The 25,757-nt window shown below is 66.3% G+C and carries 23 protein-coding genes; 14 read left to right on the plus strand and 9 right to left on the minus strand.

Going from position 1 to position 25,757, the window contains the following annotated elements:
- Positions 1 to 101: 101 nt before the first annotated feature.
- Complete coding sequence (locus RR42_RS14715) at positions 102 to 497, minus strand: YXWGXW repeat-containing protein (RefSeq protein WP_043348155.1); 396 nt, start codon at positions 495 to 497, stop codon at positions 102 to 104.
- A 1,011-nt stretch (positions 498 to 1,508) separates the two neighbouring features.
- Between RR42_RS14715 and RR42_RS14720 the strand changes: the two genes are divergently transcribed.
- Positions 1,509 to 3,449: a DEAD/DEAH box helicase gene (locus RR42_RS14720; RefSeq protein WP_043348158.1), complete on the plus strand. Its 1,941-nt coding sequence runs from the start codon at positions 1,509 to 1,511 to the stop codon at positions 3,447 to 3,449.
- Positions 3,450 to 3,589: 140 nt separating this feature from the next.
- Here RR42_RS14720 and RR42_RS14725 read toward each other — a convergent pair whose 3' ends face one another.
- A complete protein-coding gene (locus RR42_RS14725; RefSeq protein ID WP_043348163.1) occupies positions 3,590 to 4,849 on the minus strand; it encodes an SUMF1/EgtB/PvdO family nonheme iron enzyme in 1,260 nt (419 codons plus the stop codon).
- Between the two features lie 143 nt (positions 4,850 to 4,992).
- Positions 4,993 to 6,093, minus strand: a complete 1,101-nt coding sequence (egtD, locus tag RR42_RS14730; protein ID WP_043348168.1) for an L-histidine N(alpha)-methyltransferase — start codon at positions 6,091 to 6,093, stop codon at positions 4,993 to 4,995.
- A 564-nt stretch (positions 6,094 to 6,657) separates the two neighbouring features.
- On the opposite strand from egtD, the gene RR42_RS14735 reads away from it, so the two are divergent.
- The 3 genes from RR42_RS14735 (at position 6,658) to RR42_RS14745 (ending at position 8,835) form a co-directional block, all read left to right on the plus strand.
- On the plus strand, positions 6,658 to 7,356 hold the full coding sequence (locus RR42_RS14735; protein ID WP_043348172.1) for a TerC family protein: 699 nt from the start codon (positions 6,658 to 6,660) through the stop codon (positions 7,354 to 7,356).
- A 187-nt stretch (positions 7,357 to 7,543) separates the two neighbouring features.
- Positions 7,544 to 8,338 (plus strand): thymidylate synthase, encoded by a 795-nt coding sequence (locus tag RR42_RS14740; RefSeq protein ID WP_043348176.1) that lies wholly within the window; start codon positions 7,544 to 7,546, stop codon positions 8,336 to 8,338.
- On the plus strand, positions 8,335 to 8,835 hold the full coding sequence (locus RR42_RS14745; RefSeq protein ID WP_043348180.1) for a dihydrofolate reductase: 501 nt from the start codon (positions 8,335 to 8,337) through the stop codon (positions 8,833 to 8,835). Before RR42_RS14740 ends, RR42_RS14745 begins: the two co-directional genes overlap by 4 nt.
- A gap of 195 nt (positions 8,836 to 9,030) precedes the next feature.
- Here the strand turns inward: RR42_RS14745 and pmbA are convergent, their stop codons facing one another.
- Positions 9,031 to 10,401: a metalloprotease PmbA gene (gene pmbA / locus RR42_RS14750; protein WP_043348183.1), complete on the minus strand. Its 1,371-nt coding sequence runs from the start codon at positions 10,399 to 10,401 to the stop codon at positions 9,031 to 9,033.
- 57 nt (positions 10,402 to 10,458) lie between these two features.
- Between pmbA and yjgA the strand changes: the two genes are divergently transcribed.
- On the plus strand, positions 10,459 to 11,076 hold the full coding sequence (gene yjgA, locus RR42_RS14755; protein WP_419188865.1) for a ribosome biogenesis factor YjgA: 618 nt from the start codon (positions 10,459 to 10,461) through the stop codon (positions 11,074 to 11,076).
- A 47-nt stretch (positions 11,077 to 11,123) separates the two neighbouring features.
- Complete coding sequence (gene mog, locus RR42_RS14760) at positions 11,124 to 11,777, plus strand: molybdopterin adenylyltransferase (RefSeq protein WP_082054906.1); 654 nt, start codon at positions 11,124 to 11,126, stop codon at positions 11,775 to 11,777.
- A 19-nt stretch (positions 11,778 to 11,796) separates the two neighbouring features.
- Here the strand turns inward: mog and RR42_RS14765 are convergent, their stop codons facing one another.
- Positions 11,797 to 12,678, minus strand: a complete 882-nt coding sequence (locus RR42_RS14765) for an AEC family transporter (protein ID WP_043348188.1) — start codon at positions 12,676 to 12,678, stop codon at positions 11,797 to 11,799.
- A 67-nt stretch (positions 12,679 to 12,745) separates the two neighbouring features.
- Positions 12,746 to 13,396, minus strand: coding sequence for an oligoribonuclease (orn, locus tag RR42_RS14770; protein ID WP_043348190.1), 651 nt, complete (start codon positions 13,394 to 13,396; stop codon positions 12,746 to 12,748).
- Between the two features lie 195 nt (positions 13,397 to 13,591).
- On the opposite strand from orn, the gene RR42_RS14775 reads away from it, so the two are divergent.
- The 3 genes from RR42_RS14775 to RR42_RS14785 are packed head-to-tail and all read left to right on the plus strand — an operon-like array spanning position 13,592 to position 16,227.
- Positions 13,592 to 14,839 (plus strand): M48 family metallopeptidase, encoded by a 1,248-nt coding sequence (locus RR42_RS14775; RefSeq protein ID WP_043348194.1) that lies wholly within the window; start codon positions 13,592 to 13,594, stop codon positions 14,837 to 14,839.
- Positions 14,836 to 15,864, plus strand: coding sequence for a ribosome small subunit-dependent GTPase A (gene rsgA / locus RR42_RS14780; RefSeq protein WP_043348197.1), 1,029 nt, complete (start codon positions 14,836 to 14,838; stop codon positions 15,862 to 15,864). The genes RR42_RS14775 and rsgA overlap by 4 nt, the downstream gene beginning before the upstream one ends.
- Before the next feature lie 54 nt (positions 15,865 to 15,918).
- Positions 15,919 to 16,227, plus strand: a complete 309-nt coding sequence (locus RR42_RS14785; RefSeq protein ID WP_043348200.1) for a putative signal transducing protein — start codon at positions 15,919 to 15,921, stop codon at positions 16,225 to 16,227.
- A 66-nt stretch (positions 16,228 to 16,293) separates the two neighbouring features.
- Here the strand turns inward: RR42_RS14785 and RR42_RS14790 are convergent, their stop codons facing one another.
- Together RR42_RS14790 and RR42_RS14795 are read right to left on the minus strand one after the other, a co-directional pair.
- A complete protein-coding gene (locus tag RR42_RS14790) occupies positions 16,294 to 17,286 on the minus strand; it encodes a CobD/CbiB family protein (RefSeq protein ID WP_043348206.1) in 993 nt (330 codons plus the stop codon).
- Positions 17,287 to 17,445: 159 nt separating this feature from the next.
- Positions 17,446 to 18,144: a pirin family protein gene (locus RR42_RS14795; protein ID WP_043348210.1), complete on the minus strand. Its 699-nt coding sequence runs from the start codon at positions 18,142 to 18,144 to the stop codon at positions 17,446 to 17,448.
- A 150-nt stretch (positions 18,145 to 18,294) separates the two neighbouring features.
- On the opposite strand from RR42_RS14795, the gene RR42_RS14800 reads away from it, so the two are divergent.
- The gene (locus tag RR42_RS14800) at positions 18,295 to 19,218 is read left to right on the plus strand and encodes a LysR family transcriptional regulator (RefSeq protein ID WP_043348213.1); all 924 of its coding nucleotides are present in this window, start codon (positions 18,295 to 18,297) and stop codon (positions 19,216 to 19,218) included.
- 49 nt (positions 19,219 to 19,267) lie between these two features.
- Entirely contained in the window at positions 19,268 to 20,209 is a 942-nt protein-coding gene (gene gluQRS / locus RR42_RS14805; protein WP_043348217.1) for a tRNA glutamyl-Q(34) synthetase GluQRS, read from the plus strand.
- A gap of 88 nt (positions 20,210 to 20,297) precedes the next feature.
- Here the strand turns inward: gluQRS and RR42_RS14810 are convergent, their stop codons facing one another.
- Positions 20,298 to 21,788 (minus strand): DEAD/DEAH box helicase, encoded by a 1,491-nt coding sequence (locus RR42_RS14810; RefSeq protein WP_043348221.1) that lies wholly within the window; start codon positions 21,786 to 21,788, stop codon positions 20,298 to 20,300.
- A 540-nt stretch (positions 21,789 to 22,328) separates the two neighbouring features.
- On the opposite strand from RR42_RS14810, the gene RR42_RS14815 reads away from it, so the two are divergent.
- The 3 genes from RR42_RS14815 (at position 22,329) to RR42_RS14825 (ending at position 25,609) form a co-directional block, all read left to right on the plus strand.
- Positions 22,329 to 23,015: a PspA/IM30 family protein gene (locus RR42_RS14815; RefSeq protein WP_043348224.1), complete on the plus strand. Its 687-nt coding sequence runs from the start codon at positions 22,329 to 22,331 to the stop codon at positions 23,013 to 23,015.
- Between the two features lie 63 nt (positions 23,016 to 23,078).
- The gene (locus RR42_RS14820; protein ID WP_043348226.1) at positions 23,079 to 23,738 is read left to right on the plus strand and encodes a YqiJ family protein; all 660 of its coding nucleotides are present in this window, start codon (positions 23,079 to 23,081) and stop codon (positions 23,736 to 23,738) included.
- Positions 23,739 to 23,803: 65 nt separating this feature from the next.
- Positions 23,804 to 25,609 (plus strand): flotillin family protein, encoded by a 1,806-nt coding sequence (locus RR42_RS14825; protein ID WP_043348229.1) that lies wholly within the window; start codon positions 23,804 to 23,806, stop codon positions 25,607 to 25,609.
- Positions 25,610 to 25,757: the final 148 nt, after the last annotated feature.

The following is a 25,757-nucleotide window of genomic DNA, read 5'->3' on the forward strand; positions in this document are numbered from 1 at the left end:
AGACACTCCCGGATCGGTGAATGCGCCTTGACGGCGCGGATCCCGGAGCAGGCCGGAGTATATCAAAATCCTCACCGCCCAAGAAACGCGCCACGCCCTCTTCAGCACTCGCCTTTCTTGGCGTGCCCCGGGGGACAGTGATAGCCCTTGTCTTTCTTGCCGTACCCGCCGTCGCCTCGCCCATCCCAGCGCTCGGGCACCAGCACCCAGCCACCGCTGGCCTGCACCCAGCGCGGCGCCTCGTACACGTAACCAGCACGCTCGCGCTCCCATTTGCCCTTTTTCCACTTGTGCTTATGGCCGCGATCGTCCCAATCCCAGTAGCCGGGAGCCCAGACGTAGCCGGGACGCGCGACCGGGACAGCTTCATAGACGGGGGCCGGCGGCGGAACGCCAATCGCCACATTGATTGACACCTGGGCCAGCGCCGCCGGCGCCACGCCCAACCCACCCGCCAAGCCTGCTACTGCCGCCGCGCACAACAGAATCTTTCGCATATTGTTCTCTCGCTCGCCTGTGTTGTTCAGGAGCGAGAATAGCCTGACCCGGAGCTTCAGGCTGTTAGCAAAGGTATCCATGGGTGACTTATGTCGCGCAAAGGAAACGCAGCGGCATGGCGAGGCGCTGTTAGCAGAACCTCCAGCCCCGCAAACGAGAAGCCCGCCAGGAAACTGGCGGGCTGGTTGCGGACGGTCCGGACCTTCCAGGTCAACGCCGGCGCTATCGCGGCAACAGTCGTTGCAAGCAGCGTTTCCCATGATTCCGCCCATGACGCGGACGTCCCTCCGGACCACCCGGAGAGCCGAAGGAAAGCTGGCAGTGACGCCGACTGCCGCGATATCAGCGGCTAGCAGCACTTAAAGCAAAGCGCCGAGGAAGGTCAGCGGGTATTCCAGGTCCGCCACCTTGCCGGGCAACCGTGTGCCCGACGGCTTCAGTATAGGCAGGCGGCCCGCGGATGCAACGTTGAATGCGGCAGGGGTAAATGCCAAAAAAGTGCGCAATGACACACAAGATCTCGCGCTTCCGCCGCATATCGGGCTCAAAAAGGAATTCCTATCGCAGTGCAACAAACTTACTTTTGTTTCTGCTATAATTCGCGCCGTGAGTTCGCACTGTGAGTTGTGCAACACGCCAGCCGGGTTCTTCCGGCAGGCGATACCGCCCCCGCTCTCAAGCTCTGCTCCCCGGTCCCGCCGACTGGCCTGCTTTATGTTGCCGTGCTGTTTGCTGCATCAAGGCCAAATGGTGATACCCGACAGAACGCATTTCTCACCGACGTCGCCTCGTCTCCGATCCTGTTGAATAGCTCTATAGAGCTGTTTGCCTGCCAGGGACTGCCGCCCGGCCTTGTGCCCGGTGTCACCCTGCCTGCCGCCGTACTGCCAGCTGTGTCTGTCGTAACGGCCTCACCGATTGGCGCCGAAGCCTTTTTAAGACTTTGCACTGCGCCCGCCCCTGTTCGCTAGTTCGGCATGGGGTGCCATGCATTTAAAGAAAATTACGACATGACCCAGCACGACATTCGTGCGGAGCAAGATTTTGCCTCCGCCGCCGACGCATCGATCGAAGCCGCAGCCATCGCCACCCCCGCTATCCAGGAACCGAGCCCGCTCGACAAGCTCGACGCCATCCTCAGCCCGGAAGCCGCCGTGGCGCCTGCCGCTGTTGCCATCAATGCCGAAAACGGCTTCGCCAAGCTCGGCCTCGAAGAAGCCATTCTTCGCGCCCTGGTTGAACTGAACTACACCACGCCGACCCCGGTGCAGGCACAAGCGATCCCCGCCTTCCTGGCTGGCCGCGACCTGCTGGTGTCGAGCCAGACCGGCTCGGGCAAGACCGGCGCCTTCATCCTGCCGGCGATCCAACGCATCAGCGAGAAGGCTTCGCCGAATCGCCCGCGTTCGGACGATCCGGTCAAGCGCATGAAGGGCAAGCGCCCCCGTCCGTCGCCGGCGCAACCCGCGCTGCTGGTGCTGACCCCGACCCGCGAACTGGCCCTGCAAGTTACCGAAGCCACCGCCAAGTACGGCCGCCACCTGCGCCGCATCGTCTGCGCCAGCATCCTGGGCGGCATGCCTTACCCGAAGCAGCTCGCCGCGCTGTCCAAGATGCCTGACATCCTGGTCGCTACCCCGGGCCGCCTGCTGGACCACGTTGAAGCCGGCCGTATCGACCTGTCCCAACTGGACATGCTGGTGTTCGACGAAGCCGACCGCATGCTCGACATGGGCTTCGCCGACGACATCGATGCCATCGTTGCCGCCACCCCGGCCACCCGCCAGACGCTGATGTTCTCGGCCACGCTGGACGGCCGCATCGCCCAGCTGGCTTCGCGTCAGCTGCGCGATCCGCAACGCATCGAAATCGCCGCGACCCGCGCCGACCAAAGCAATATCGAACAGCGCCTGCACTTCACCGACGACATGTCGCACAAGGAAAAGCTGCTGGACCACCTGCTGCGCGACACCACGCTCAAGCAAGCCATCGTCTTCACCGCGACCAAGCGCGATGCCGATTCGCTGGCCGAGCGCCTGTCGGACACCGGCTTCGCAGCCGGCGCGCTGCACGGCGACATGACCCAGGGCGCGCGCAACCGCACCCTGACCTCGCTGCGCCGCGGCAACCTGCGCATCCTGGTGGCAACCGATGTGGCCGCACGCGGCATCGACGTGCCCGATATCACCCACGTGGTCAACTTCGACCTGCCCAAGCAAGCGGAAGACTACGTCCACCGTATTGGCCGTACCGGCCGTGCCGGCCGCTCGGGCGTCGCCATCAACCTGGTGAACCACGGCGACATGTTCCAGTGGAAGCGCATCGAGCGCTTCACCAACAACCGTGTCGACGCATCGGTGATCGAAGGCCTGGAGCCGCGTCGCTCGCCGAAGCCGCGTTCGGGCTTCGCCGGCAAGCCGGGTGGCGACCGTGGCGGCTACCGTGGCAACAGCAATGGCGGCGGCTATCGCGGCGGTGAAAACCGCAGCTTTGGCGACCGCAAGTTCGGCGGCGGCGAAAGCCGCGGCTTCGGCAGCCGTGACGGCGCCCCGCGCCCCGCAGGCGATCGCCCGTTCGGCGACCGCGACGGCAACCGTGGCTTCGGCGACCGCAGCAGCCTGGGCAACCCCAATGGCAACAGCACCGGCTATCGTGGCCAGGGCGCAGCCGGCGGCCAGCGCAGCTTCAACAACGAAGGCGGGTACCGTGGCGGCGACAACCGCGGCTTCGGCAATCGTGACGGCGCGGCTCCCCGCAGCTTCGGCGACGGCAATCGTGGCGGCTTTGGCGGCGGTGCTGCCGGCAATGGCGGTAACGGTGGCTACCGTGGCGGCGAAGGCCGCAGCTTCGGCAACCGCGATGGCAACCGTGAAGGCGCGCCCCGCAGCTTCGGCGGCGGTCAGCGCAACGGCAACGGCAACACCGGTGGCCGCTCGCGTTTCGAGCGTTGATTCGCCAGGCTGAACAGGATCACCGCTTAGGCGGTGATCCCTCGCAAAGCTAAAGAAAAAGGCACCTTCGGGTGCCTTTTTCTTTAGCCTTCCTTGGCCGCCTCAACCAACGGCGCTCGCCACAGGCGGCCAGCGCCCCGCTACATCGAACAACTGCGAAAGCCGACGAACGCGAAATCGTCCTCGGGCAGCAGCGCCATGCGCGCGCGTGCATGACGCTGGCGCGCCGGGCTGGCGAAAGACGTGCTCCGTACCGCCTGGTGGCTGGCAAAACAGTGCACGTATTCCATATCGGCAGGGTCCGCCTCGAATCCCGCGTAGGGCTCGTACGGCGTCGCCGTCCACTCGCGCACCATGCCCCAGCGCAGGCCGCCCCGATCCTGGACCGCCGCCAGCTCCCATTCCGTTTCCGTCGGCAGGCGCCGGCCTGCCCAGGCGCACCAGGCTTGCGCCTCGAACAAGCTGACGTGACGTACCGCCTCGTCAGGGTTCAACGTACGCAAACTGCCGAAGCGCAAGGCCATCCAGGCCCGTGACTCAGGATGGCGGGCCCAGTAGCGTGGCGCCGAGCGATCCTGCATCATCAGCCACTGGCGACCCGCCGCCGACCACCACGACGCGCGCTCGTAGCCGCCGTCCTCTACGAAATCGAGGAACTGCGCGTTGCTGACCGGCGCGGCATCCATCTCGAAAGCGGGCACATAGGTAGGCTGCGCTGGCAACTCGTCGGGCAGCGCGAAGCCATCCGGCGCGGTCCAGCCCTGGATGAAACGCCCGCCGGGAAACTGCAAGGTGCCGCCGTGCGGCACCGATACCGACGGCAGGACGACCGCGGGCTCCACGGGGGCAACGCCCAGCGCCTGCAGCAGCGCGGCGATGGCCTCGCCCTGGCGATCCTCGTGAAACAGCGCGCGGCGCCAGGCGTAGAGCGTGACATCGCCATCGTCGGGTTGCGCCGCCAGCCGGCGCAGGACGGCATCGAGCACGTCGGCGGCGTAGCGCTTGACCACGGCCACGTCGGGCAGCGTGACCTCCCAGCGGGCATCGGGATCAATGCGATCGGGATCGAACCACTCGTCCGCGCCGGTCAGCAGCGACGGCACACTGGCCACCTGCAGCCAGGCGCCATCGCGCTCGAGCGTGCGCACGTCGCGCAGGCACCACCATTCGGCATGCCAGGCCACATGCCCGAGCGTCCACAGTGGCGGGTCGGCAAAATCCTGGCGAGGCACCTCCCAGCCGCGCCGGGTCTGGCCAAAAGCGGCCAGCCAGGCCAGGGTGCGGTTGCGCGCTTCCACCAGCGCCTGCGCCAGGCCTTCGCGCGGCAGCCGCCGGGCATCGGCCCAGACGGCCTTGCCGCCGTTGAAATGAAGGTCGGGAAGCATGGAAAAGCCGCTCATCGAACACCCTGCCGAAGAATCGGGTTGGCACCCGGTTGCGTGATCCGGCGAGCCGCGTGCGTCATGCGTCGCACCTTTCGCCGAAGAGATGCGGGCATTATGACACCAGCCCCACCTGCCCCCTCACAGGGTGCCCGGTGGCTTCAGGCCCGAGCGTGGAACACCGCAAACCATCCGCGCGGATCGCTCCACCAGAGCGGATCGACGAAACCCGCAGCTTCGAGCAAGGCAGCGAAGTCGTCCGGCCGGTATTTATACGAGTCCTCCGTATGAATCTGCTCGCCCGCGTGGAAGCCGCGGCTACCCTGCGCCCAGCGCACGGTGACCTCGCGCTCGGCTTGCAGGTGCATCTGGATGCGCGCCCCCTCGCGGTCGAAGCTGGCCACATGGCGCCAGTCCTCCAGTTGGAAGTCGCTGCCCACGATGCGATTCAGGTTGCGCAGCACATTGCGATTGAAGGCGGCGGTCACGCCCAGCGGGTCATCGTAGGCGGCCACCAGCGCCTGCTCGTCCTTGAGCAGGTCCACGCCGATCAGCACACCATCCCCCCTGCCCGCCGCGGCCCGCAGCCGCTGCAGCAAGGCCTGCGCCTGGGCTGGTGCGAAATTGCCGATGCTCGATCCTGGATAAAAAAACAGACGGCGCCCGCTCCTGACCTCGGGCGGCAGATCGAGCGGCACGCACAGGTCGGCGCCCAGGCCAAGCATGGGAATCTGCGGATGCTGCTGCTGCAGGCAGAACAGCGTGCCGCGCAGGAACTCCACCGAGATATCCAGCGCCACGTATTGCGCCGGCTGCAGGCTGCCGAAGAGCCGGGCCGCTTTCTGGCAGTTACCCGCGCCAAGGTCGATCAGCACGCAGCCACTGCCGGCGCGCGCGGCCATGGCGGGAGCAAATGCCGAAAAGACCGAGGCCTCGGTGCGCGTGGGGTAGTACTCGGGCAGGTCGGTGATGGCCTCGAACAAGCGCGAGCCGAGCACGTCATAGAAGAACTTGGGGCTGATGCTGGCGGCGCCGGCCAGCAGGCCCCGCGTGATCTCGCCGCGCAGCGCGCCGCTGTCCTCGTGGTACTGCTGGATGAAGTCCAGCCGGGGCACCGGGTTGGGCTGTGCATGGCCGTTGCCGACGACGACGCTGCTGGCGGGGGAGCCGTTGGGTTTCAGGGCGGAGGTGCCGTTGTGATTGGCCTGGGCGTGATTGAGGCGTACGTTCAGTGGATTCAGCGGGGTCGGGACTGCCGGCATGACGTTTCCTTGATGGTCGATGGGCACTGCATAAAACCCCCAGGGGCCCGCACGTCACGGCATGCGCGGGAGTTGCAAGGGATCCGCCTCCGGTGACGTCTGGGGCGCATCAGCCGATGCAAGTCTTCTCAGGATAGCTGGCGAGCGCGGAGTGTGCTTACCGCATTGCACAAAACCCACAATGCAATGAAAACCAGAAAGTGCGCCTTGTTCAACAGCATTTTTGCCGCCGCGATGCCACCCCAATGCCGCCACAGCGCCCCCACAAAAAATACGCAGCATCGTTTATAATCCGCCTCAGCGTATCTGCTTCGGGCTCGCCCGGATTGGATCGCCCCTCAAAGGGGAGTAGCTCCGGGGCCATGCCCTTAGCACAATCGTCATTCCGGGACTGACAGTCTCCGGTTGTGCTGACCGCGCCAAGTACCATCGGCGGTCGAGCAAGACCTTTGCAACCTGGTTTCATGGTTTGCAAAGGCGCCCCCAAGCTCCCACACATCATGTCTCCAGGCCAAACCGGTGCGTATGCACGGCTCTTAGCTATTCGTTGTCCGAGGAGATTTCATGGAATGGTTTACCGATTTGTTCACGATGCAGTTCCTGACGGCACTGCTATCCATCGTCGTCATTGACCTGGTGCTGGCCGGCGACAATGCGATCGTGATCGCCCTGGCGGCGCGTAACCTGCCGCCCCACCTGCAGAAGAAGGCCATCATCTGGGGCACTGTCGGCGCGGTCGTGGTCCGTTCGGCCATGACGGTCGGCGTGGTGTGGCTGCTCAAGATCCCTGGCTTGCTGCTGATCGGCGGCGCGGCCCTGGTGTGGATCGCCTACAAGCTGCTGTCCGATGACGGCAACGGCGACGAACATGGCGCGGGCGCAACCACCCTGGTGGGCGCGATGAAGACAATCATCATCGCCGATGCGGTGATGGGCGTGGACAACGTGCTGGCTGTGGCCGGCGCTGCGCACGGCAGCTTCCTGCTGGTGGTGCTGGGCCTGCTCATCAGCATCCCCATCGTGGTGTGGGGCTCGAGCCTGGTGCTCAAGCTGATGTCGCGCTTCCCCTCGATCATCTTCGCGGGTGCCGGCGTGCTGGCCTTCACGGCAGTCAAGATGATCGTGAGCGAGCCGCTGGTGAAGGCGTTCTTCGACAGCAACGCACTGGCCTACTACGGCTTGTTCGTGGTGGTCGTCGGCGGCGTGCTGGGCGCTGGCTACCTGGTGCAAAAGCGCCGGGCTCCGGCTACGGCTGCGCAGTAACGCGCGACGGCGCCAGCGCCGCCGAGCTAGCTGGAACCTGAAAACGGGTCGCCACGGGTCGCCACAAGGCGGCCCGTTTTGCTTTGCGATAAAATGCTAACTCTTTAGCAAGTTGCTATCCGGTTAGCAGATTGCCTGCCATACGCGCACACCGCTGTCGCGTCACTTTTCCCCAACACCCGCGCCGATGAAACAGTACCTCGACTTCATGCGCCATGTGCAAGAGCATGGCACCGAAAAGGCCGACCGCACCGGCACCGGCACGCGCTCGGTGTTTGGCTACCAGATGCGCTTCGACCTGCGCGAGGGCTTCCCGGTGGTGACCACCAAGAAGCTGCACATGAAGTCGATCATTCACGAACTGCTGTGGTTCCTGAAGGGCTCGACCAACATCCAGTACCTGAAGGACAACGGCGTCAGCATCTGGGACGAATGGGCCGACGCGAACGGCGAGCTCGGGCCGGTCTATGGCTCGCAGTGGCGCGCGTGGCCCACGCCGGATGGCCGCCACATCGACCAGATCACCGACCTGATGGCGCAGATCCGCAGCAATCCCGATTCGCGCCGGCTGATCGTATCTGCCTGGAACGTGGGCGAGATCGCGCAGATGAAGCTGCCGCCCTGCCATGCATTTTTCCAGTTCTACGTGGCCGATGGCCGCCTGTCCTGCCAGCTGTACCAGCGCAGCGCCGACATCTTCCTTGGCGTGCCGTTCAATATCGCCAGCTATGCACTGCTGACGCACATGATCGCGCAGCAGACCGGGTTGGAGGTGGGCGACTTCATCTGGACCGGCGGCGACTGCCACATTTACAGCAACCATGCCGAGCAGGTGGCAACCCAGCTCGCGCGCACGCCGATGGCGTTGCCGCAACTGAAGATCCTGCGCAAGCCGGACAGCATCTTCGACTACAAATACGAGGACTTCGAACTGGTGGGCTACGAATCGCATCCGGCCATCAAGGCACCGGTGGCCGTATGACGCTGCTGACCCTGATCGTGGCGAAAGCCCGCAACGGCGTGATCGGCCGCGACAACACCCTGCCCTGGCGCCTGCCCGAGGACCTGGCGCACTTCAAGCGCACCACCATGGGCGCGCCCATCGTGATGGGCCGCAAGACGTGGGAGTCGATCGGCCGGCCGCTGCCGGGCCGGCGCAATATTGTGGTGAGCCGCAACCGCGACCTGCGCATCGAAGGCTGCGACGTGGCGAACTCGCTGGAAGAAGCGCAGCGGCTATGCGTGGGCGTTGAGCAGATCTTCCTGATCGGCGGCGCGCAGCTGTATGCCGAGGCCCTGCCCAGCGCGGACCGGCTGGTGGTGACGGAAATCGATGCGGATGTGGAAGGCGACGCGGTGTTTCCGGCCATTGACGCGCGGCAGTGGATCGCGACGCAGCGCGAGCGGCATCATTCGGAGGCGAATGGTTTCGACTATGCGTTCGTGACGTACGAGCGCCCGCCCTCGGGCGAGGAATAACGGTCGCCTCAAACGGTAAGTTTCAAGCGACGCTGACGTTTTACGCGCGGCGGCCTGTCTTCAGGCCGCCGCTGTCGTTTTAGAGGCCATTTCAAAAAGATTCTGGCGTCGTTGCGCGACCTTGGCCGATCCGCTTGTACTGTCTGCGGCCGCGCGCCTAGCCAGAACCGCTTCGCTTCATTTTGAAACAGCCTCTTAGTTGCCGCCGGCGATGGTCATCTGCTCGATCAGGACCGAGCCGGTTTCCTTGGTGCCGCGCACCAGCGCATCGGCGCCAATGGCCACGATCTGCAGGAACATCTCCTTCATGTTGCCGGCGATGGTGATTTCTTCCACCGGGTACTGGATCACGCCGTTCTCGACCCAATAGCCCGACGCGCCGCGCGAGTAATCGCCCGTCACATAGTTCACGCCCTGCCCCATCAGCTCGGTCACCAGCAGGCCGGTGCCCAGCTTGCGCAGCATGCCGGCGAAGTCGTCTGCCGGCGTGGTCAGCTTGCTGGAGAGCGTCAGGTTGTGCGAGCCGCCGGCATTGCCGGTGGTCGTCATGCCCAGCTTGCGCGCCGAATAGGTGGAGAGGAAATAGCCTTCTACCACCCCGCCGCGCACCACATCGCGCGCGTGGGTCTTCACGCCTTCTTCGTCAAAGGGTGCGCTGCCCATGGCGCCCGGCAGGTGGGGTTGCTCGTGGATATGGATATGTGGCGCAAACACCGCCTTGCCCAATGTGTCGTAGAGGAAGGTCGACTTGCGGTACAGCGCGCCGCCGGACACGGCCTGCACGAAGGCGCCGAGCAGACCGGCGGCCAGAGGTGCCTCGAACAGCACCGGGCAGCGGCGCGTCGACAACTGGCGTGCATTCAGGCGGGCCAGCGAGCGCTCGGCGGCATAGCGACCGATGTCCTCGGGCGCAGCCAGCGCGCCGGGTGCGCGCTTGGACGAGTACCAGTCGTCGCGCTGCATGCCGCTGCCGGTGCCGGCGATCGGCGCGCAGGAAATAAAGTGGCGGGAATACGGATAGCCGCCCGTGAAGCCGCGCGAAGTGGCCAGCACGAACTGCGAATGCTGGGCCGACACACTAGCGCCATCGCTGTTGCGAATGCGCGGCGAGACCGCAAAGGCGGCCGCCTCGGCGCGCCGCGCGAGCTCGATGGCTTGCTCGGCGTCGATATTCCAGGGGTGGAACAGGTCGAGGTCCAGCGGGTTGCGCTCGAGCAGCGCTTCTTCAGCCAGGCCGGCGCAATCGTCTTCCGCGGTGAAGCGAGCGATGTTGTAAGCCGCCTCGGCCGTGGCGCGCAGGGCCGCCGGCGAGAAATCCGAGGTGCTGGCGTTGCCGCGCCGCTGGCCGATCATGACCGTGACGCCCACTACCTTGTCGCGGTTTTGCTCGATGGTTTCCACCTGGCCCTTGCGCACCGACACCGACAGGCCGCTGCCCTCGGAGATCTCGGTAGCCGCGTCGGTGGCGCCCAGCTCGCGTGCCACCCGCAGCACATCGGCGGCCATCTCGCTGAGCTGGGCCTGGGTATAAGTGAAGTGGGTGGTCTGGTCTGCGGATTGATCCATTGTGGGCGCGGTCATCAAAAGTCCAAACAAGAATCATAGCAAGATAAAATGCCAACCATGACGCGAAACACCCGCCCCTCCCCCCGGAACGCCTCCGGCTTCCCCGACCCGTTCACCCCTGAGCCGGCCGACGACGACGACATGCTCAAGAGCAAGTCGCAGAAAAAGCGCGATATGCTCGCCCTGCAGGACCTGGGCGTGGAACTTGAAGCCCTGCCCAAGGACCGCCTGGCGCGCGTGCCCATGCCCGAAGCGCTGGCCGACGCCATCCGCGACGCGCGGCGCATCACCAACCACGAAGGCAAGCGCCGCCAGATGCAGTATGTCGGCAAGGTCATGCGCAGGCTGGACGATGACGAAGTGGCCGCCATCCAGCGCGTGCTGGAAGGCTTCAAGGGCACCAGCAAGGCCGAGACGGCCAAGCTGCACCTGGTCGAGCGCTGGCGCGAGCTGCTGCTGGCGGACGACGCCGCGCTGACGAAATTCCTGGCCGAGCATCCGGCCAGCGACGTCCAGGCGCTGCGCAACATCATCCGCAACGCGCGCAAAGAGCACGAGATGAACAAGCCGCCGCGCTACTTCCGCGAGCTGTTCCAGGCTATCAAGACCGCGCTGGAAAGCAAGCAGGCCACGGCCGCCGGCGAGCAGGAACCCGAGCCGGAAGCCGGCGAGTAACCGATAACCGGCATCCCGAACGCAACAACCAAGGAAATGGGGACAAGATGATGCAAACCACAACGCCCGCGCTGGTCCATCCCGTTGCCCGCAGGCACCCGGACGAACTGCTGGTAGGCTTTGTCTCGATCTCCGACCGTGCCTCGACGGGCACCTACCAGGATGAGGGCATCCCGGCGCTGCGCGACTGGTTCGGGCGCGCCCTTAGCTCGCCCTGGCAGGCCGTTGAGCGCCTCATCCCTGACGAGCAGGCGCTGATCTCGCGCACGCTGATCGAGCTGGTCGACGTGGCCGGCTGCGACCTGGTGCTGACCACCGGCGGCACCGGCCCGGCCCGCCGCGACGTCACCCCCGAGGCCACGCTGGCGGTAGGCACCAAGGAAATGCCCGGCTTTGGCGAGCAGATGCGCCAGGTCAGCCTGCACTTCGTGCCCACGGCCATCCTGTCGCGGCAGGTAGCGGTGATTCGCGAGACCGCCAGCCGCGCCGCCCTCATCATCAACCTGCCGGGCCAGCCGCGCGCCATCCGTGAAACCTTGGAAGGCCTGCGCGGCAAGGACGGCGAATCCATCGTGCAAGGCATCTTTGCCGCCGTGCCCTATTGCATCGACCTGATCGGCGGGCCTTACATCGAGACTGACGAAGCCGTGGCCAAGGTGTGGCGCCCCAAGCACGCGATCCGCGCCAGGCCCGCCGCGTGAGCCTCAGGGGGCTGCCACGCTATCGCAGCCCCAGATACAGCCCCACCGGCACGAACACCACGGCAGCCACATTGCCCAGCAGCACGATCGACGCCACCTGATCCGGCTCCTGCCGGAAATGATCGGCCACCAGGAAGTTGAGCACGGCCGGCGGCAGCGACGCGAACACGAACAGCAGCCCGCGCTGGAGCTGGGTCAGCGGCACCACCTGCGCCAGCAGCAAGGCGCAGGCGATGCCGGTCAGCGGACAGACCACGGCGCCGATCGCGCCCATGCCCCAGTTGCGCAGGCTCACGTCCTTCATGCGCACGCCGAGCGCGAACAACATCAAGGGCACCGTGGCGTCGCCCAGCAGCTTGATCGACTGGAACACCGGCTCCGGCAGCGAGAACCACGGCCGCGCCAGCGACAATCCCACCCCCGCCACCGTTGCCAGCACCATCGGATTGCGCGCGATCTGCGTGATCGACGCGTGCCGGTTGACGATCTTCATGCCGATGGTGAAGTGCATCAGGTTGGACGCGGCGAACAGCGCCACCGCGGGCGCCAGCCCGACCGGCCCGAACGCGAACACCGATAGCGGCAAGCCCATGTTGCCGCAGTTGTTGAACATCATCGGCGGCACAAAGGTGCGCGGATCCGCCCCCAGCAGCCGCGCGCCAAGCCACGCCAGCAAGCCCGAGCCCAGCACCACGGCGACCGCGCAACCCAGCAGCACAAGCTGGTCGGCCAGCACGAACTCCTTGCTGACAAAGGCCGACACCACCAGCAGCGGCGCGATCACATCGAGCGTGGCGCGGTTGATCCCGGACATGTCGGGATGCGCGCGCCGCCCGTAGAGCCAGCCGACCAGGATGATCAGGATGACCGGCGTGATGATCGAGACGATGCGCGCAAGCATGGGTGGGCTGCAGTTAAGCCAAGGCGCCCCGCAGGGCGCCTTGGCAGTGACATGGGAGGAGAAAAAATCAGGCGGCCGGGGTATCCGGCGTCGCGCTCGCCTCGGCTGCGGCTGCAGGTGCTGCCGCCGGTGCCGACTGGCGGATGAAGTGGGTGCGGTAGTAGCGCAGTTCTTCCACGGATTCCAGGATATCGGCCAGCGCGGTGTGCAGCTGGCGCTTGATGAAGCCCTTGTGGATGGCCGGCTCCCAGCGCTTGCACAGTTCCTTGAGCGTGGAGACGTCGAGGTTGCGATAGTGGAAGAACGCCTCCAGCTTGGGCATGTAGCGCGCCATGAAGCGGCGGTCCTGGCAGATCGAGTTGCCGCACATGGGCGACTTGCCGGCCGGCACCCAGCGCTTGAGGAAGGCCAGCAGCTCGACCTCGGCCTGCGCTTCGGTCAGGGTCGAGGCCTTGACCTTGTCGATCAGGCCCGAGCGGCCGTGGGTGCCCTTGTTCCAGTTGTCCATGCCATCGAGCACGGCGTCTTCCTGGTGGATCACCAGCACCGGGCCCTCGGCCAGGATGTTGAGTTCGGAGTCCGTCACGACGATGGCGATCTCGATGATGCGGTCCGTGTCGGGCATCAGGCCGGTCATCTCCATGTCCAGCCAGATCAGGTTGTTTTCGCTCTTGACGGATTTGACGCCGCTGGGGACGTGGGTATTTTGGCTGGTCATCTGGACTGCAATCGAAAGAGAAGCAAAAAGGGGGCGCGCCCGCGCTCCGGATCAGGAACACGGGGCAGCAGGCACGAACAACTTATAATTCTCGCATATCCGCCGCCGCAGCCGGTTCCAACGCGCTCGGAAACCGCTTCGGCGGTCCGGCCGCCACCGCGTACGCCAAGGCTTCACACGACAAGGCTCTGCCCGATGTTCACGTTTCTGTTCCTAGCCGCCCTGATGCTGATGGTGCTGACCAAGCTCTGGCTGGCCGCCCGCCAGGTGCGCCATGTGGCGCAACACCGTCATGCGGTGCCTGCCCGCTTTGCCGACACCATTACACTGTCCGCCCACCAGAAGGCGGCCGACTACACCATCGCCCGCACCCGGCTGTCGATGCTGGAAGTGCTGGCTGGCGCCGCGCTGCTGATCGTGCTGACCATGCTGGGCGGGCTGCAATGGATCAACCAGTTCTGGATCGGCACCTTCGGCCCGGGCTACGCCTACAGCGTGGCGCTGATCGCCAGCGTGGCCGTGATCGGGGGCCTGGTCGACCTGCCCTTCTCGCTCTACGGGCAGTTCGGCATCGAGCAGCGCTTTGGCTTCAACCGCATGGGCTGGAAGCTCTACCTGGCCGATATGCTCAAGATGACCGCCGTTGGCTGCGCGCTCGGCCTGCCCTTGCTGCTCGCCGTGCTGTGGCTGATGGCACATATGGGCGAGTACTGGTGGGCGTGGACCTGGCTGACGTGGATCGCCTTCACGATCTTTGTGCAGATGATTGCTCCGTCGGTGATCATGCCGCTGTTCAACCGATTCGAGCCGTTGGCCAATGCCTCGCTGGAAGCCCGCATCACGCGCCTGCTGCAGAAATGCGGCTTCCGCAGCCGCGGCCTGTTCGTCATGGACGGCAGCAAGCGCAGCGCACACGGCAATGCCTACTTCACGGGTTTCGGTGCGGCCAAGCGCATCGTTTTCTTCGACACGCTGATGGAGCGCCTTGCCGATGACGAGATCGAAGCGGTGCTGGCGCATGAGCTTGGCCACTTCAAGCGGCGCCACATCCTCAAGGGCATGCTGGTCAGCTTTGCGCTGAGCCTGGTGTTTCTCGCCGCGCTGGGCTGGCTTTCCAGCCGCACGTGGTTCTACACCGGGCTGGGCGTGCTGCCCAACCTCGGCACCACCAATCACGCCCTTGCGCTCGTGCTGTTCTTCCTGACCTTGCCGGTATTCACCTTCCTGCTCGGCCCCCTGGCCAGCCAGACCTCGCGCCGCCATGAATTCGAAGCGGATGCCTTTGCCGCCGGCCAGACCGATGCCGGCCACCTGGTCTCGGCCCTCGTCAAGCTCTACAAGGACAATGCCTCTACCTTGACCCCCGACCCGATCTACAGCGCCTTCTACTACTCGCACCCACCGGCGGCACAGCGGATCGACCGCCTGCTGGCGCACGCATGAGCCGCGCCGCCAGCCGGGGAGGCCCGCAGCGCGCCCCAAGCCCTGCCAAAGCCAATGCCAATGGCGCCGCCGCCGAGGAGGCGCTGATCGTCGCCGCGCACGGCCGCCACTATGTGATCGAGCTGGACGACGGCAGCCGCCTGCACGGCTTCCCGCGCGGCAAGCGCAGCGAATGCGCGGTCGGCGACCGCGTCACCATCGAGCGCGCCGCGTCCGACCAGTGCGTGATCACCGGCTTCAAGCCGCGCAAGAACCTGCTGCATCGCTCGGACCAGTTCAAGTCCAAGCTGCTGGCCGCCAACATCGACCAGGTAGTGATCGTGCTGGCGACCGAGCCGGGCTTCTCGGAAGACCTGCTGGGCCGCGCGCTGGTGTCCGCCGAGGCACTGGGCATCCGCCCGCTGATCATCCTCAACAAGATCGACCTGACCGAGCGGCTGGAAGAAGCGCGTGGCCGCCTGGCGCTGTACCGCGGGCTTGGCTACGAGACGCTGTTCCTGTCGGTGCACGGATCGCCGGACGATACGCTGGCGCAGCTGCGCCCGCAGCTGGCGCACCGCGCCAGCATCCTGATCGGCCAGTCGGGCATGGGCAAGTCCTCGCTGCTGAACCTGCTGATCCCGGGCGTGGAAGCGCAAACGCGGGAAATCTCCGCCAAGCTGGATTCGGGCAAGCACACCACCACCTTCACCCGCCTCTACCACTTGCCCGCCAGCGTGGATGGCGAGGCCGATGGCGTGGATAGCGCGGATGGCGCGGATCCTCAAGCGCGCCAGCGTGGCTGCCTGATCGATTCGCCGGGTTTCCAGGAGTTCGGCCTGCACCACCTGAGCGAAGGCATGCTGGAGCGCGCGTTCCCTGAATTCCGCCCACGCCTGACCGAGTGCCGCTTCTACAATTGCCACCACATCAACGAGCCCGGCTGCGGCGTGCTAGCGTCGATGAAGGCCGGTGAGATCTCCGGCCGGCGCCACCAGCTCTACACGCAGCTGCTGCACGAATCCCGCCAGCAAAAGCCGTGGTAAGGTAATCGGGCGCGCCGCCTGCGGGCAAACGGGCATGCGGCGCGCCCGATCCCGATGAAACTACTGCTATCGACCCCTTCCCTCGTCCATGCCGCGCACTGCCAGAACGTGCTGGAAGCCGCTGGCATCCGTGCCGACTTGCGCAATACCTGGCTGGCGGGCGCCATGGGTGACATCCCGTTTCGCGAGAGCGCCCCCCAGGTCTGGCTGATCGACGATGAACGGGAGGCCGAGGCCTGGGAGGTATTGCACGCCGCCGCCAATCCGGCGCCGGGGCCGCGATGGGCCTGCGCGTCCTGCGGGGAATGGCACGATGCGCAGTTCGGCTCGTGCTGGCAATGCGGCGCGCCGCGGCAACCCTGAAAGCAAAGCGCCCGCGGCAAGCGCGGGCGTCGATGGTCAACGGCCAACGGGTACGGCGGAGTTGGCTCAGCCCACCCAGAGCGCCAGCGACAACATCGCCAGCAGCAGCATCCACAGCACGACGGCACGCCACACCAGGCCGATGGCCGATTGCAGCGTACGCACGTTGGGCTCCACCCCGAATTCCGGCGCGACCGCCTCCGGCTCGCTATCGTCTTCCATGCCCGGTGCATAGTCCACCGCCGGGCCGGCCAGGCTGGTGCGCAGCACCACGGCAGTGCTCTCTTCCGCCAGCGGCACCCCCAGGCGCACGCCAAGCGCACCACCGCCGCTGGCAAGCAGGATGCCGTTGACGGCATCGTTCCACTTGCGCGCATGGTTACGCCACGCATAGACCGCGTCCTCGAAATTGCCGACGATGGCAAAGCCGACCGAGGTCAGCCGCGAGGGAATCCAGTCCAGCAGGTAGAAGGCACGCGCGGCAAAGCGGCCCAGCGCGGGGCTGCGGTCCGTGGAGGGGATATTCCAGTGGCGCGCAAGGTACTCGGCGATGCGGTACAGGACCACGCCGCCCGGGCCGATCGGCACCAGGAACCAGAAAAACACCCCGAACACATGCCGGTGCACGGCCACAATGGCGGCTTCCAGGGTATGCCGGACGATTTCCGTGACCGGCATTTCAATGGTTTCGAGACCGGTCCACTGGTGCAGCAGCGCGCGGGCGCGCGGCAGGTCGTCGCGGTTGAGCGCCTCGTGGATATCGGTGAAGAAGTGGCTGAACTGCCGGAAACCCAGGGTGAGGTAGAGCAGCAGGACATTCCACGCCAGCGTGAGCGCCACGCTGATGGAGGCCAGCAGGTAATGCACCACCATGGCGGTCAGCGTGAGCGGCAGCACCACCGTGAACCAGGCCAGCGCGGTATCGCGCGGGCGCCCGGTGTCAAAGGCATGCTCGGCGCGCTCGGCAAGAACGCGCACGATGTCGTAGATCGGATTGTTGCGGCCCAGGGCGCGGAACTGCTCGGCGATCAGCGCGAGGAGAACGGATACAAATGTCATCTCTGGTCTGGGTGTCGATGGCCAGGGCGCATCAGGCGGCGCGTGTGCCGGGCTGATCGCTTATCTATAACGAGACGATAGCATACGGCAAACCCGCCCAGACAAAGCACCGCAGCCCGCCGGCAAAGCGGGCGGGCTGCGGGCTGCCGAAGCAACGCCTCAGGGCAGGTCAAACACCAGCACTTCGGCACCATCGCCGTGCGCCAGGGTCACGGCCTCGGCGCCTTCCAGCTGTGCGGCATCGCCCGCTTCCAGCGCCTTGCCATTGACGGTGACGCGGCCACGCGCCACATGCACGTAGGCGCGGCGCCCGGGCGCCAGCGCCAGCGTGGCGGACTCGTCTGCGTCAAACAAGCCGGCATACAGGCGCATGTCCTGATGGATCACCACCGAGCCCTCGGCGCCGTCGCGGCTGCCCACCAGGCGCAGCCGGCCGCGCTTGTCGGCCGCCGGAAAGTGCTTTTCCTCGTAGCCGGGTTCAAGGTCGGACTTCTCCGGCAGGATCCAGATCTGCAGGAAGTGCGTGGTGTCGTGTGCGGCGTGGTTGTACTCCGAGTGCCGCACGCCAGTGCCCGCGCTCATGCGCTGCACGTCGCCGGGGCGGATCACGCTGCCGTTGCCCATGCTGTCCTTGTGGGCCAATTCGCCTTCCAGCACATAGCTGATGATCTCCATGTCGCGGTGGCCATGGGTGCCAAAACCCATGCCCGGCGCTACACGGTCTTCGTTGATGACGCGCAGCGGGCCGAACTGGACGTGCTTGGGATCGTAGTAGTCCGCGAAGGAAAACGTATGGTACGACTTGAGCCAGCCATGATCGGCATAACCACGTTCACCCGCCTTTCTGATTTCAATCATTTTGACGGCCCTCCTTCAGGCCACATCGGCGCAGGAGCTGGGTTAATCCTAGTCCTGGCCTTGCGCAACGTTTCGATGCTAGGCAGTTTAGGGGGGCAGGCGTATATTTGGCGGACCGATCTTAGAAGCATTCATTCAGAAATTCTGAACATGGCACTCTCTCTCGAATCCCTGGAAGTTCTTGACGCCATCGAGCGCAAGGGCAGCTTTGCCGCCGCTGCGCACGAGATGGGCAAAGTGCCCTCCGCACTCACCTATGTGGTGCGCAAGCTGGAGGAAGACCTGGACGTGCTGCTGTTCGACCGACGCCGCCACCGCGCCGAACTCACGCCCGCCGGGCGCGCCTTGCTGGACGAAGGCCGCCACCTGCTGCACGCCGCCGACGACCTGGCCCGCCGCGTCAAGCGGCTGGCCACCGGCTGGGAAGCCACGCTGACCATCGTGGTCGACGACCTGATCAATTTCCGCGCCCTGCTGCCGGTCATCCAGGACTTCTATGCCGAGAACAATGCCACCCGACTGCGCTTTGCCAAGGAAGTGCTGGGTGGCGCATGGGATGCGCTGGTCAGCAGCCGCGCCGACCTGGTGATCGGCGGCGCCTACGATGCGCCGAGCACCCAGGGCTTCCAGGTGCGCCCGCTGGGTTCCATGCCCTTTGTCTTCGCGGTGGCCGCGCATCATCCGCTGGCGACCGAGCCCGGCCCGCTGACCACCCTGCAGATCGCCAAGCACCGCATCGTGGCCGTCGGCGATACCTCGCGCAACCTGCCGGCCCGCACCCATGGCGTGCTCGCCGGGCAGGACGTGCTGGTGGTGCCCACCATGCGCGACAAGCTCGAAGCCCAGATCCGCGGCCTGGGCTGCGGCTGGCTGCCGGCGCCCATGGCGCAGCCCTTTATCGAAAGCGGCGTGCTGCAGGCACGCGAGACCCTGGAGGTGCGCGCCCCCGGCAATTTCAAGGTGGCCTGGCGCACCAGCACGCGCGGCAAGGCGCTGCAATGGTGGGCCAACAAGCTGGATGACCCGCGCCTGGCGCAAGCCCTGCTCCAGCAGCAGCCGGGCCAGCCCGACTAAGCACCAGACCAATCGCCGGACCCATCACCGTCTAACACCTGCTTTTGCCATGCCTACCCGCCCGAGCCTGGCGCCCAGCTACCGGGGCCGCTTTGCGCCCTCCCCCACCGGCCCGTTGCACATGGGCTCGCTGGTCACCGCGCTGGCCAGCTGGCTCGACGCACGCGCCCATCTTGGCAGCTGGCTGGTGCGCATCGAGGACATCGACTATCCACGCTGCGTGCGCGGCGCGGACCAGCAGATCCTGCGGGCCCTGGCGCGGCTCGGCCTGCATCCGGACGAGCCGCCGCAATGGCAGAGCCGGCGCGAAGCGCTGTACGCCGAGGCGCTGCGCCAGCTCGATGCCGACCACTGGACTTATCCCTGCGGATGCTCACGCAAGGAAATCGCCGACTCGCTGCTGCATGCGCGCGAGCGCCACCAGACGCTCGGGTATCCCGGCACCTGCCGCGACGGCCTGCATGGCAAGCCGCCCCGCGCCTGGCGGGTGCGGGTTCCAGACGGCGACGCCGCGCTGATCTGCTTCGACGACCGCTGGCAAGGCCGGCAATGCCAGGACCTCGCAACCGAGCTCGGCGACTTCGTGCTGCGCCGTGCCGATGGCTTGTGGGCCTACCAGCTGGCAGTCGTGGTCGACGATGGGCACCAGGGCATCACGCATATCGTGCGTGGCGCCGACCTGCTCGACTCCACGCCGCGGCAGATCCACCTGCAACATCTGCTGGGGCTGCCCACGCCGTCGTACCTGCATGTGCCGGTGGTGACCAACGCGCTGGGCGAGAAGCTCAGCAAGCAAAGCGGCGCGCAGGCCATCGACGACCTCGATCCGCTGGCGGCGCTGCGCACGGCCGGCGCGCACCTGGGACTGGCGAGCGCGGCGCAATCGGTGCAGAGCTGGCTGAGCGACGCCACGGCCGGCTGGGCGGCCTTGCTGGAACGCCTGCCCGCCCAGGCGCACCGCGAAGCGACGACGCCCCCCAGAATGGCATGAAGCCCAAAGCAAGAGAGGCGCCCGAAGGCGCCTCTCTTGTTGACTGCGGCGGCAGCGATCCGCTACACGCGGTGCCGCGCCGCGGCGCTCAGGACTTGCGCGGCACGCCGCCCAGCAGCGCCGCCAGCTGCCGCTTGGGCGCCGGACGGCCGCGGCCAAAGGCGGCGGCACCGTTGTCCGTCACGTCGGGCTGTGCGGCAATCGCCGCGGCGCTCGGCTCGTAAGGACGCGAGAAGAAGGAATCGTCGGACGCTCGGAACGCGTTGCGCGAGCTGGCCGGATCGTTGCGGCGCGCACGCGGCTCGTCGCCGTCGCCATTGGCGCGCGGGCGGCGCACTTCGGTGCGGGCACGGCGACGGTCGTTCTCGTCAGCGCGGGCGCCGGCGCCGGTGGGGTCGAAGCCGTCCAGCGGCGTACGCGGCAGGCTGCGCTTGAGCAGCTTTTCGATATCGACCAGCAGGCGCTCATCGGCCGGCACGTAGATCGACAGGGCATCGCCGCTGGCGCCGGCTCGGCCGGTACGGCCGATGCGGTGGACGTAGTCTTCGGCACTGAACGGCAGGTCGAAGTTGATCACGCAGGGCATGTCGGGAATGTCGAGGCCGCGCGCCGCCACGTCGGTGGCGACCAGCGCGTCGATATTGCCTTGCTTGAAGCCATCCAGCGTCTGCATGCGCTCGGTCTGGGTCTTGTCACCGTGGATGGCGGCGGCGTTGATGCCCTCGCGCTCCAGGTGGCGCGCCAGGCGCGAGCAGCCGATCTTGCTGTTGACGAAGACGATGCACTGGCGCGACAGGCCTTCGGCCGCGCGCTTCTTCAGCAGGTGCACCACGGCGGCCTGCTTGTGGCCGTCTTCGACCTGGAACACGGTCTGGCGCACGTTTTCGTTGGCCGAGTTGCTGCGCGCCACTTCGATGGTGACCGGCTGGCGCAGGTAGCTGGCGGCCAGCCGCTTGATTTCACTCGAGAAGGTGGCCGAGAACAGCAGCGTCTGGCGCTGTGCCGGCAGCAGGTTGATGATGCGCTGCAGGTCGGGCAGGAAACCCATGTCGAGCATGCGGTCGGCCTCGTCCAGCACCAGCATCTGCACTTGCGACAGGTTCACCGATTTTTGCTGCACGTGATCGAGCAGCCGGCCCGGGGTCGCCACCAGGATTTCCACGCCGCGGCGCAGGGCCTCGGTCTGCGGGTTCATGTCCACCCCACCGAACACCACCGTGCTGCGCAGGTCCGTGAAGCGCGCGTAGCGGGCCACGTTGTCGTAGACCTGGTCGGCCAGTTCGCGGGTGGGGGTGAGCATCAGGGCGCGCACCGGATGGCGCGCCGGCGAGGCGCTGGCGCTGGCCAGCGGCAAGAGGCGCTGGATGATCGGCAACGCAAAGCCGGCGGTCTTGCCGGTGCCGGTCTGGGCGGCGCCCATCACGTCCTTGCCCAGCAGCACCACGGGAATCGCCTGCTCCTGGATGGGAGTGGGCTTGGTGTAGCCCTGCTCGGACAGCGCGCGCTGGATGCGCGCATCCAGCCCGAAGCTGTCGAAGGTGATCTCGGGGGTGGTCTGGTCAGTGGTCGTAGTCGTCATGGTTTCCGTGTCTTGCAGGAGGCGAACCCGGCGCCAACGGACACGCGTCTTGAACCGAGCGGGGGAGATCTGCGCATGGATTTAGGGGCCGGCCGCATGGGGCGCGCTGTGTTGCCGCACGCCACCGCAAGCCGTCGTCTGTCCGTGCCTCTGCGGGCAATTCCGCCGCGCGATCAATAGCTCATGTAAATCAAAGACTTAGATTGTAGCATCAGCGGCCCGTTTAAGGGTAGTGCGGGTGTGGCGGCTACGCCAGTTTCGGCGCGGCGGATTTCAACTTCATGTCACCGCGAGCTGGAGCCGCGCATCACCGCCCGTGCCATGCGCGTGCCGCCGGGCCAGTTGCGCCCGGGGGTCACCCGACGCGCGCCGCCCTACGCCCCCGCCTCACCGACCGCCCGCACACCGCTAGCGTTAAATTAGTGTTAAAAATGACAAAAACGATCATTAGTGGACAAAAAACCACCTAAGATCGAGATTTCCTGTGTTACGCCATCGCCGCCCAGGCGGCGTCTTATCGATGCACCAAGGAAACACACCATGACGACAGAAGGCTTGGGTAACCGTGTGAAACGACTGCTGACCGCCAATGTGCACGCATTGGTCAGCTCGCTGGAGGCGCGCGCGCCGCAAGCCGTGCTGGAGCAGTACCTGCGCGAGTTTGACGAGGTGATCGCGCAGGCGCGGGTCGGGCTGGGCCAGCACGAGGCGGCCAGGCACCAGGCCGCCAAGGCCATCGCACGGCTCGACAACGAGATCGAGCGGCTCGACGAACAAGTCATGGTGGCGCTCAGCCACGGCGACGACGCCGCGGCGCGCGCGGGCACCGAGCGCCAGATCGACCTCGAGGACCAGCTCGGCACGCTCAACGGCAGCCTGCGCGAAGCCGTTGAAAAGTCCGCCGCAACCGAGGCCGACCTGCTTGGCCTGCGCACCAAGCGCGCCGAGATGGAGCAGGCGCTGGCCGGCATGGTGGCCGCGCGGGGTGCCGCCGAGCGCGCTAGCGCCAGCGTTGGCGCCGCGCCAGGCGCCGGCGTGCGTGCCGAACAACTCGAGCAAGGCTTCAACCGCGCCATGACCAGCGCCACCGGCGTGGCCGGACTCAGCGCCGGCAGCTCCGGCGCCGATGCCTCCTTGCTCAAGCGGCTGGAGACGCTGCACAAGGAACAGCGCATTAACGAACGCCTCGAGCGCCTGAAGGCCGCACGTGGCGCGACGCGCTCCTGAGCGGCGCACGCCAAACACCGGCTCTGCCGATCCCGACCGCTTCAGCACAACAAGAAAGCCGAAATGAATCAGCTGTTATTGCCGGGCAATGCCCCGTTCGTGGTGGCGATTGGCTTGATGGTAGTCATCGGCGTGCTGGAGGCGCTGGCCCTGCTGCTTGGCCTCGCCCTGTCGCAGCAGGCCGACAGCTTCCTGGTCACGCATTTCGCGCTGGACCACACCGACGCCAGCGCGGCCGATGCCAGCGCCATCGGCCAGTTCCTCGGCTGGCTGCACGTGGGCCGCGTGCCGCTGCTGATGCTGGTGGTGCTGTTCCTGACGGGCTTCGCCATCGTCGGCCTGGCGCTCCAATGGGTGATCGCTGCCGTGGCCGGCCACCTGCTGCCCACGGCGCTCGCGCTGGTGCTCGCCACGCTGGGCGCACTGCCCTTCGTGCGCGCCACCGGCGGCGTGGTGGCTCGCTATTTTCCGCAGGATGAATCCTCCGCCATCTCCGAGCTCGACTTCGTCGGGCGCGTTGCCCAGGTCACGCTCGGCGAGGCCTCGGCCGGCAATCCGGCGCAAGCGCGCCTGGTCGATGAACACGGCCAGGCCCACTACCTGCGCGTCGAGCCGGACGAGCCGGGCCAGCGTTTTCCGCGCGGCGAAGCCGTACTGATCGTCGCGCGCATCTCGGGCACCTTGTATCGCGCCATCGTCAACCCACGGCCCGACCTGCTGTAGGCCACTCGCGCACGCAAGCCGTCCGCGGTATTTCTTTCAAATTCCAACGGAGTATCAGAACCAATATGGATTCCATCATCTTCTGGGGTGTCATCGGCCTGGCCGGCGTGCTCGGCCTGTGCATCATCGGCCTGATCTTCTCGCGCCTGTACACGCGCGCATCGGCCGAGCGCGCCTTCGTGCGTACCGGGCTGGGCGGGCAAAAGGTGATCATGAGCGGCGGCGCCATCGTGCTGCCGGTGTTCCATGAAATCATCCCGATCAACATGAACACGCTCAAGCTGGAGGTCAGCCGCGCCTCACGCGACAGCCTGATCACCAAGGACCGCATGCGGGTGGATGTGGTGGTGGCGTTCTTCGTGCGCGTCAAGCCTACCGTGGAAGGCGTCTCCACCGCGGCGCAAACGCTGGGCCAGCGCACGCTGGCGCCGGAGAGCCTGCGCGCGCTGGTGGACGACAAATTCGTCGATGCGCTGCGCTCCACCGCGGCGCAGATGAGCATGCAGGACCTGCAGGACGCGCGCGAGCAGTTCGTGCAGGGCGTGCAGAACACCGTGGCCGAAGACCTGACCAAGAACGGGCTGGAGCTGGAAAGCGTGTCGCTCACCAACTTCAACCAGACCTCGAAGGAGTTCTTCGACCCCAACAACGCCTTCGATGCCGAGGGCCTGACCAAGCTCACGCAGGAAACCGAGCGCCGCCGCAAGGAACGCAACGAAGTCGAGCAGGACACCGAGGTCTCCGTGCGCGAGAAGAACCGCGACGCGCTGGCCAAGAAGCTGGAGATCGAGCAGCAGGAATCGTTCATGAAGCTTGAGCAGGAACAGCAGGTGAAGACCCGCACCGCCGAGCAGAACGCGCGCATCGCGTCCTACGAGGCCGAGCGCAGGCAGGAGGCCGAGCAAAGCCGCATCACCGCCGAGCGCCAGGTGCAGGAGTCCGAGATCCAGCGCGAGCAGGCCGTGCGCACGCGCAAGGTCGAAGCCGAGCGCGACGTGCGGGTCAAGGAAATCGAGCAGCAGCGCGTCACCCAGATGGCGGCCATCGAGCAGGCCAAGGTGACGGAAATCGCCGAGCAGGAAAAGGCCATCGTGATCGCCGCCAAATCGGAAGCGCAGTCGCAGGCGCAAGGGCGCGCCAACGAGGCGCTGGCTGAAGCGGTCAAGGCCGAGCAGATGGTGGAAACCACACGGCACACGGCGCAAGCCGACCGGGCCAAGCAGGTGGCCCTGATCGAGGCCGCGCAAGAGGCCGAGACCCAGGCGGTGCACGTCACCACGCAGGCGCGCGCCGAGCGCGAGGCAGCACAGATGCAGGCCACCGCCATCGTCGAACTGGCCGAGGCCGCACGCAAGAAGGGCCTGGCCGAAGCCGAGGCGCAGCGCGCGCTCAACGACGCCATCAACGCGCTGTCGTCGGACCAGACCAGCCTGAAGTTCAAGCTGGCGCTGCTGCAGGCGCTGCCGGGCGTGATCCAGCAGAGCGTGGAGCCGATGAAGGCGATCGACGGCATCAAGATCATCCAGGTCGACGGCCTCAACCGCGGCGGCACGGCGGCAACCGGCGACGCAGGCACCGGTGGCGGCAATGGACATGGCAACGGCAATCTCGCCGAGCAGGCGATGTCCGCCGCGCTGTCCTACCGCGCACATGCGCCGTTGATCGATTCGTTGCTCAAGGAAGTCGGCTTGGCCGGCGGCTCGCTGCAGGGCCTGGTGCCCGGCCTGGCGGTCGGCCCGGCTCCCGGTCACGCGCCGACGGCATCGCACGCCGAGCACGGCAACGACGACGCCCAGGTCTTGCCCCTGAAGCACGCCAACCATGCCGGCAACACGTCGAAGATCGAACCAGCCAGCGGCACAGGCAACTGACCGCAGACTCACCGCCCGACGGCTAACGGCTTACGGCTTACGGCTAACCCGCGAAAGAACGGGCCGCATGCATCGACTGCATGCGGCCCGTTTTGCTTGCTCTTCCTGGCTGGCTCCGGCACTCGATCCAGCTTCGCGTCCGGCTCAG

This window comes from Cupriavidus basilensis, from assembly GCF_000832305.1.
Taxonomy (GTDB): domain Bacteria; phylum Pseudomonadota; class Gammaproteobacteria; order Burkholderiales; family Burkholderiaceae; genus Cupriavidus; species Cupriavidus basilensis_F.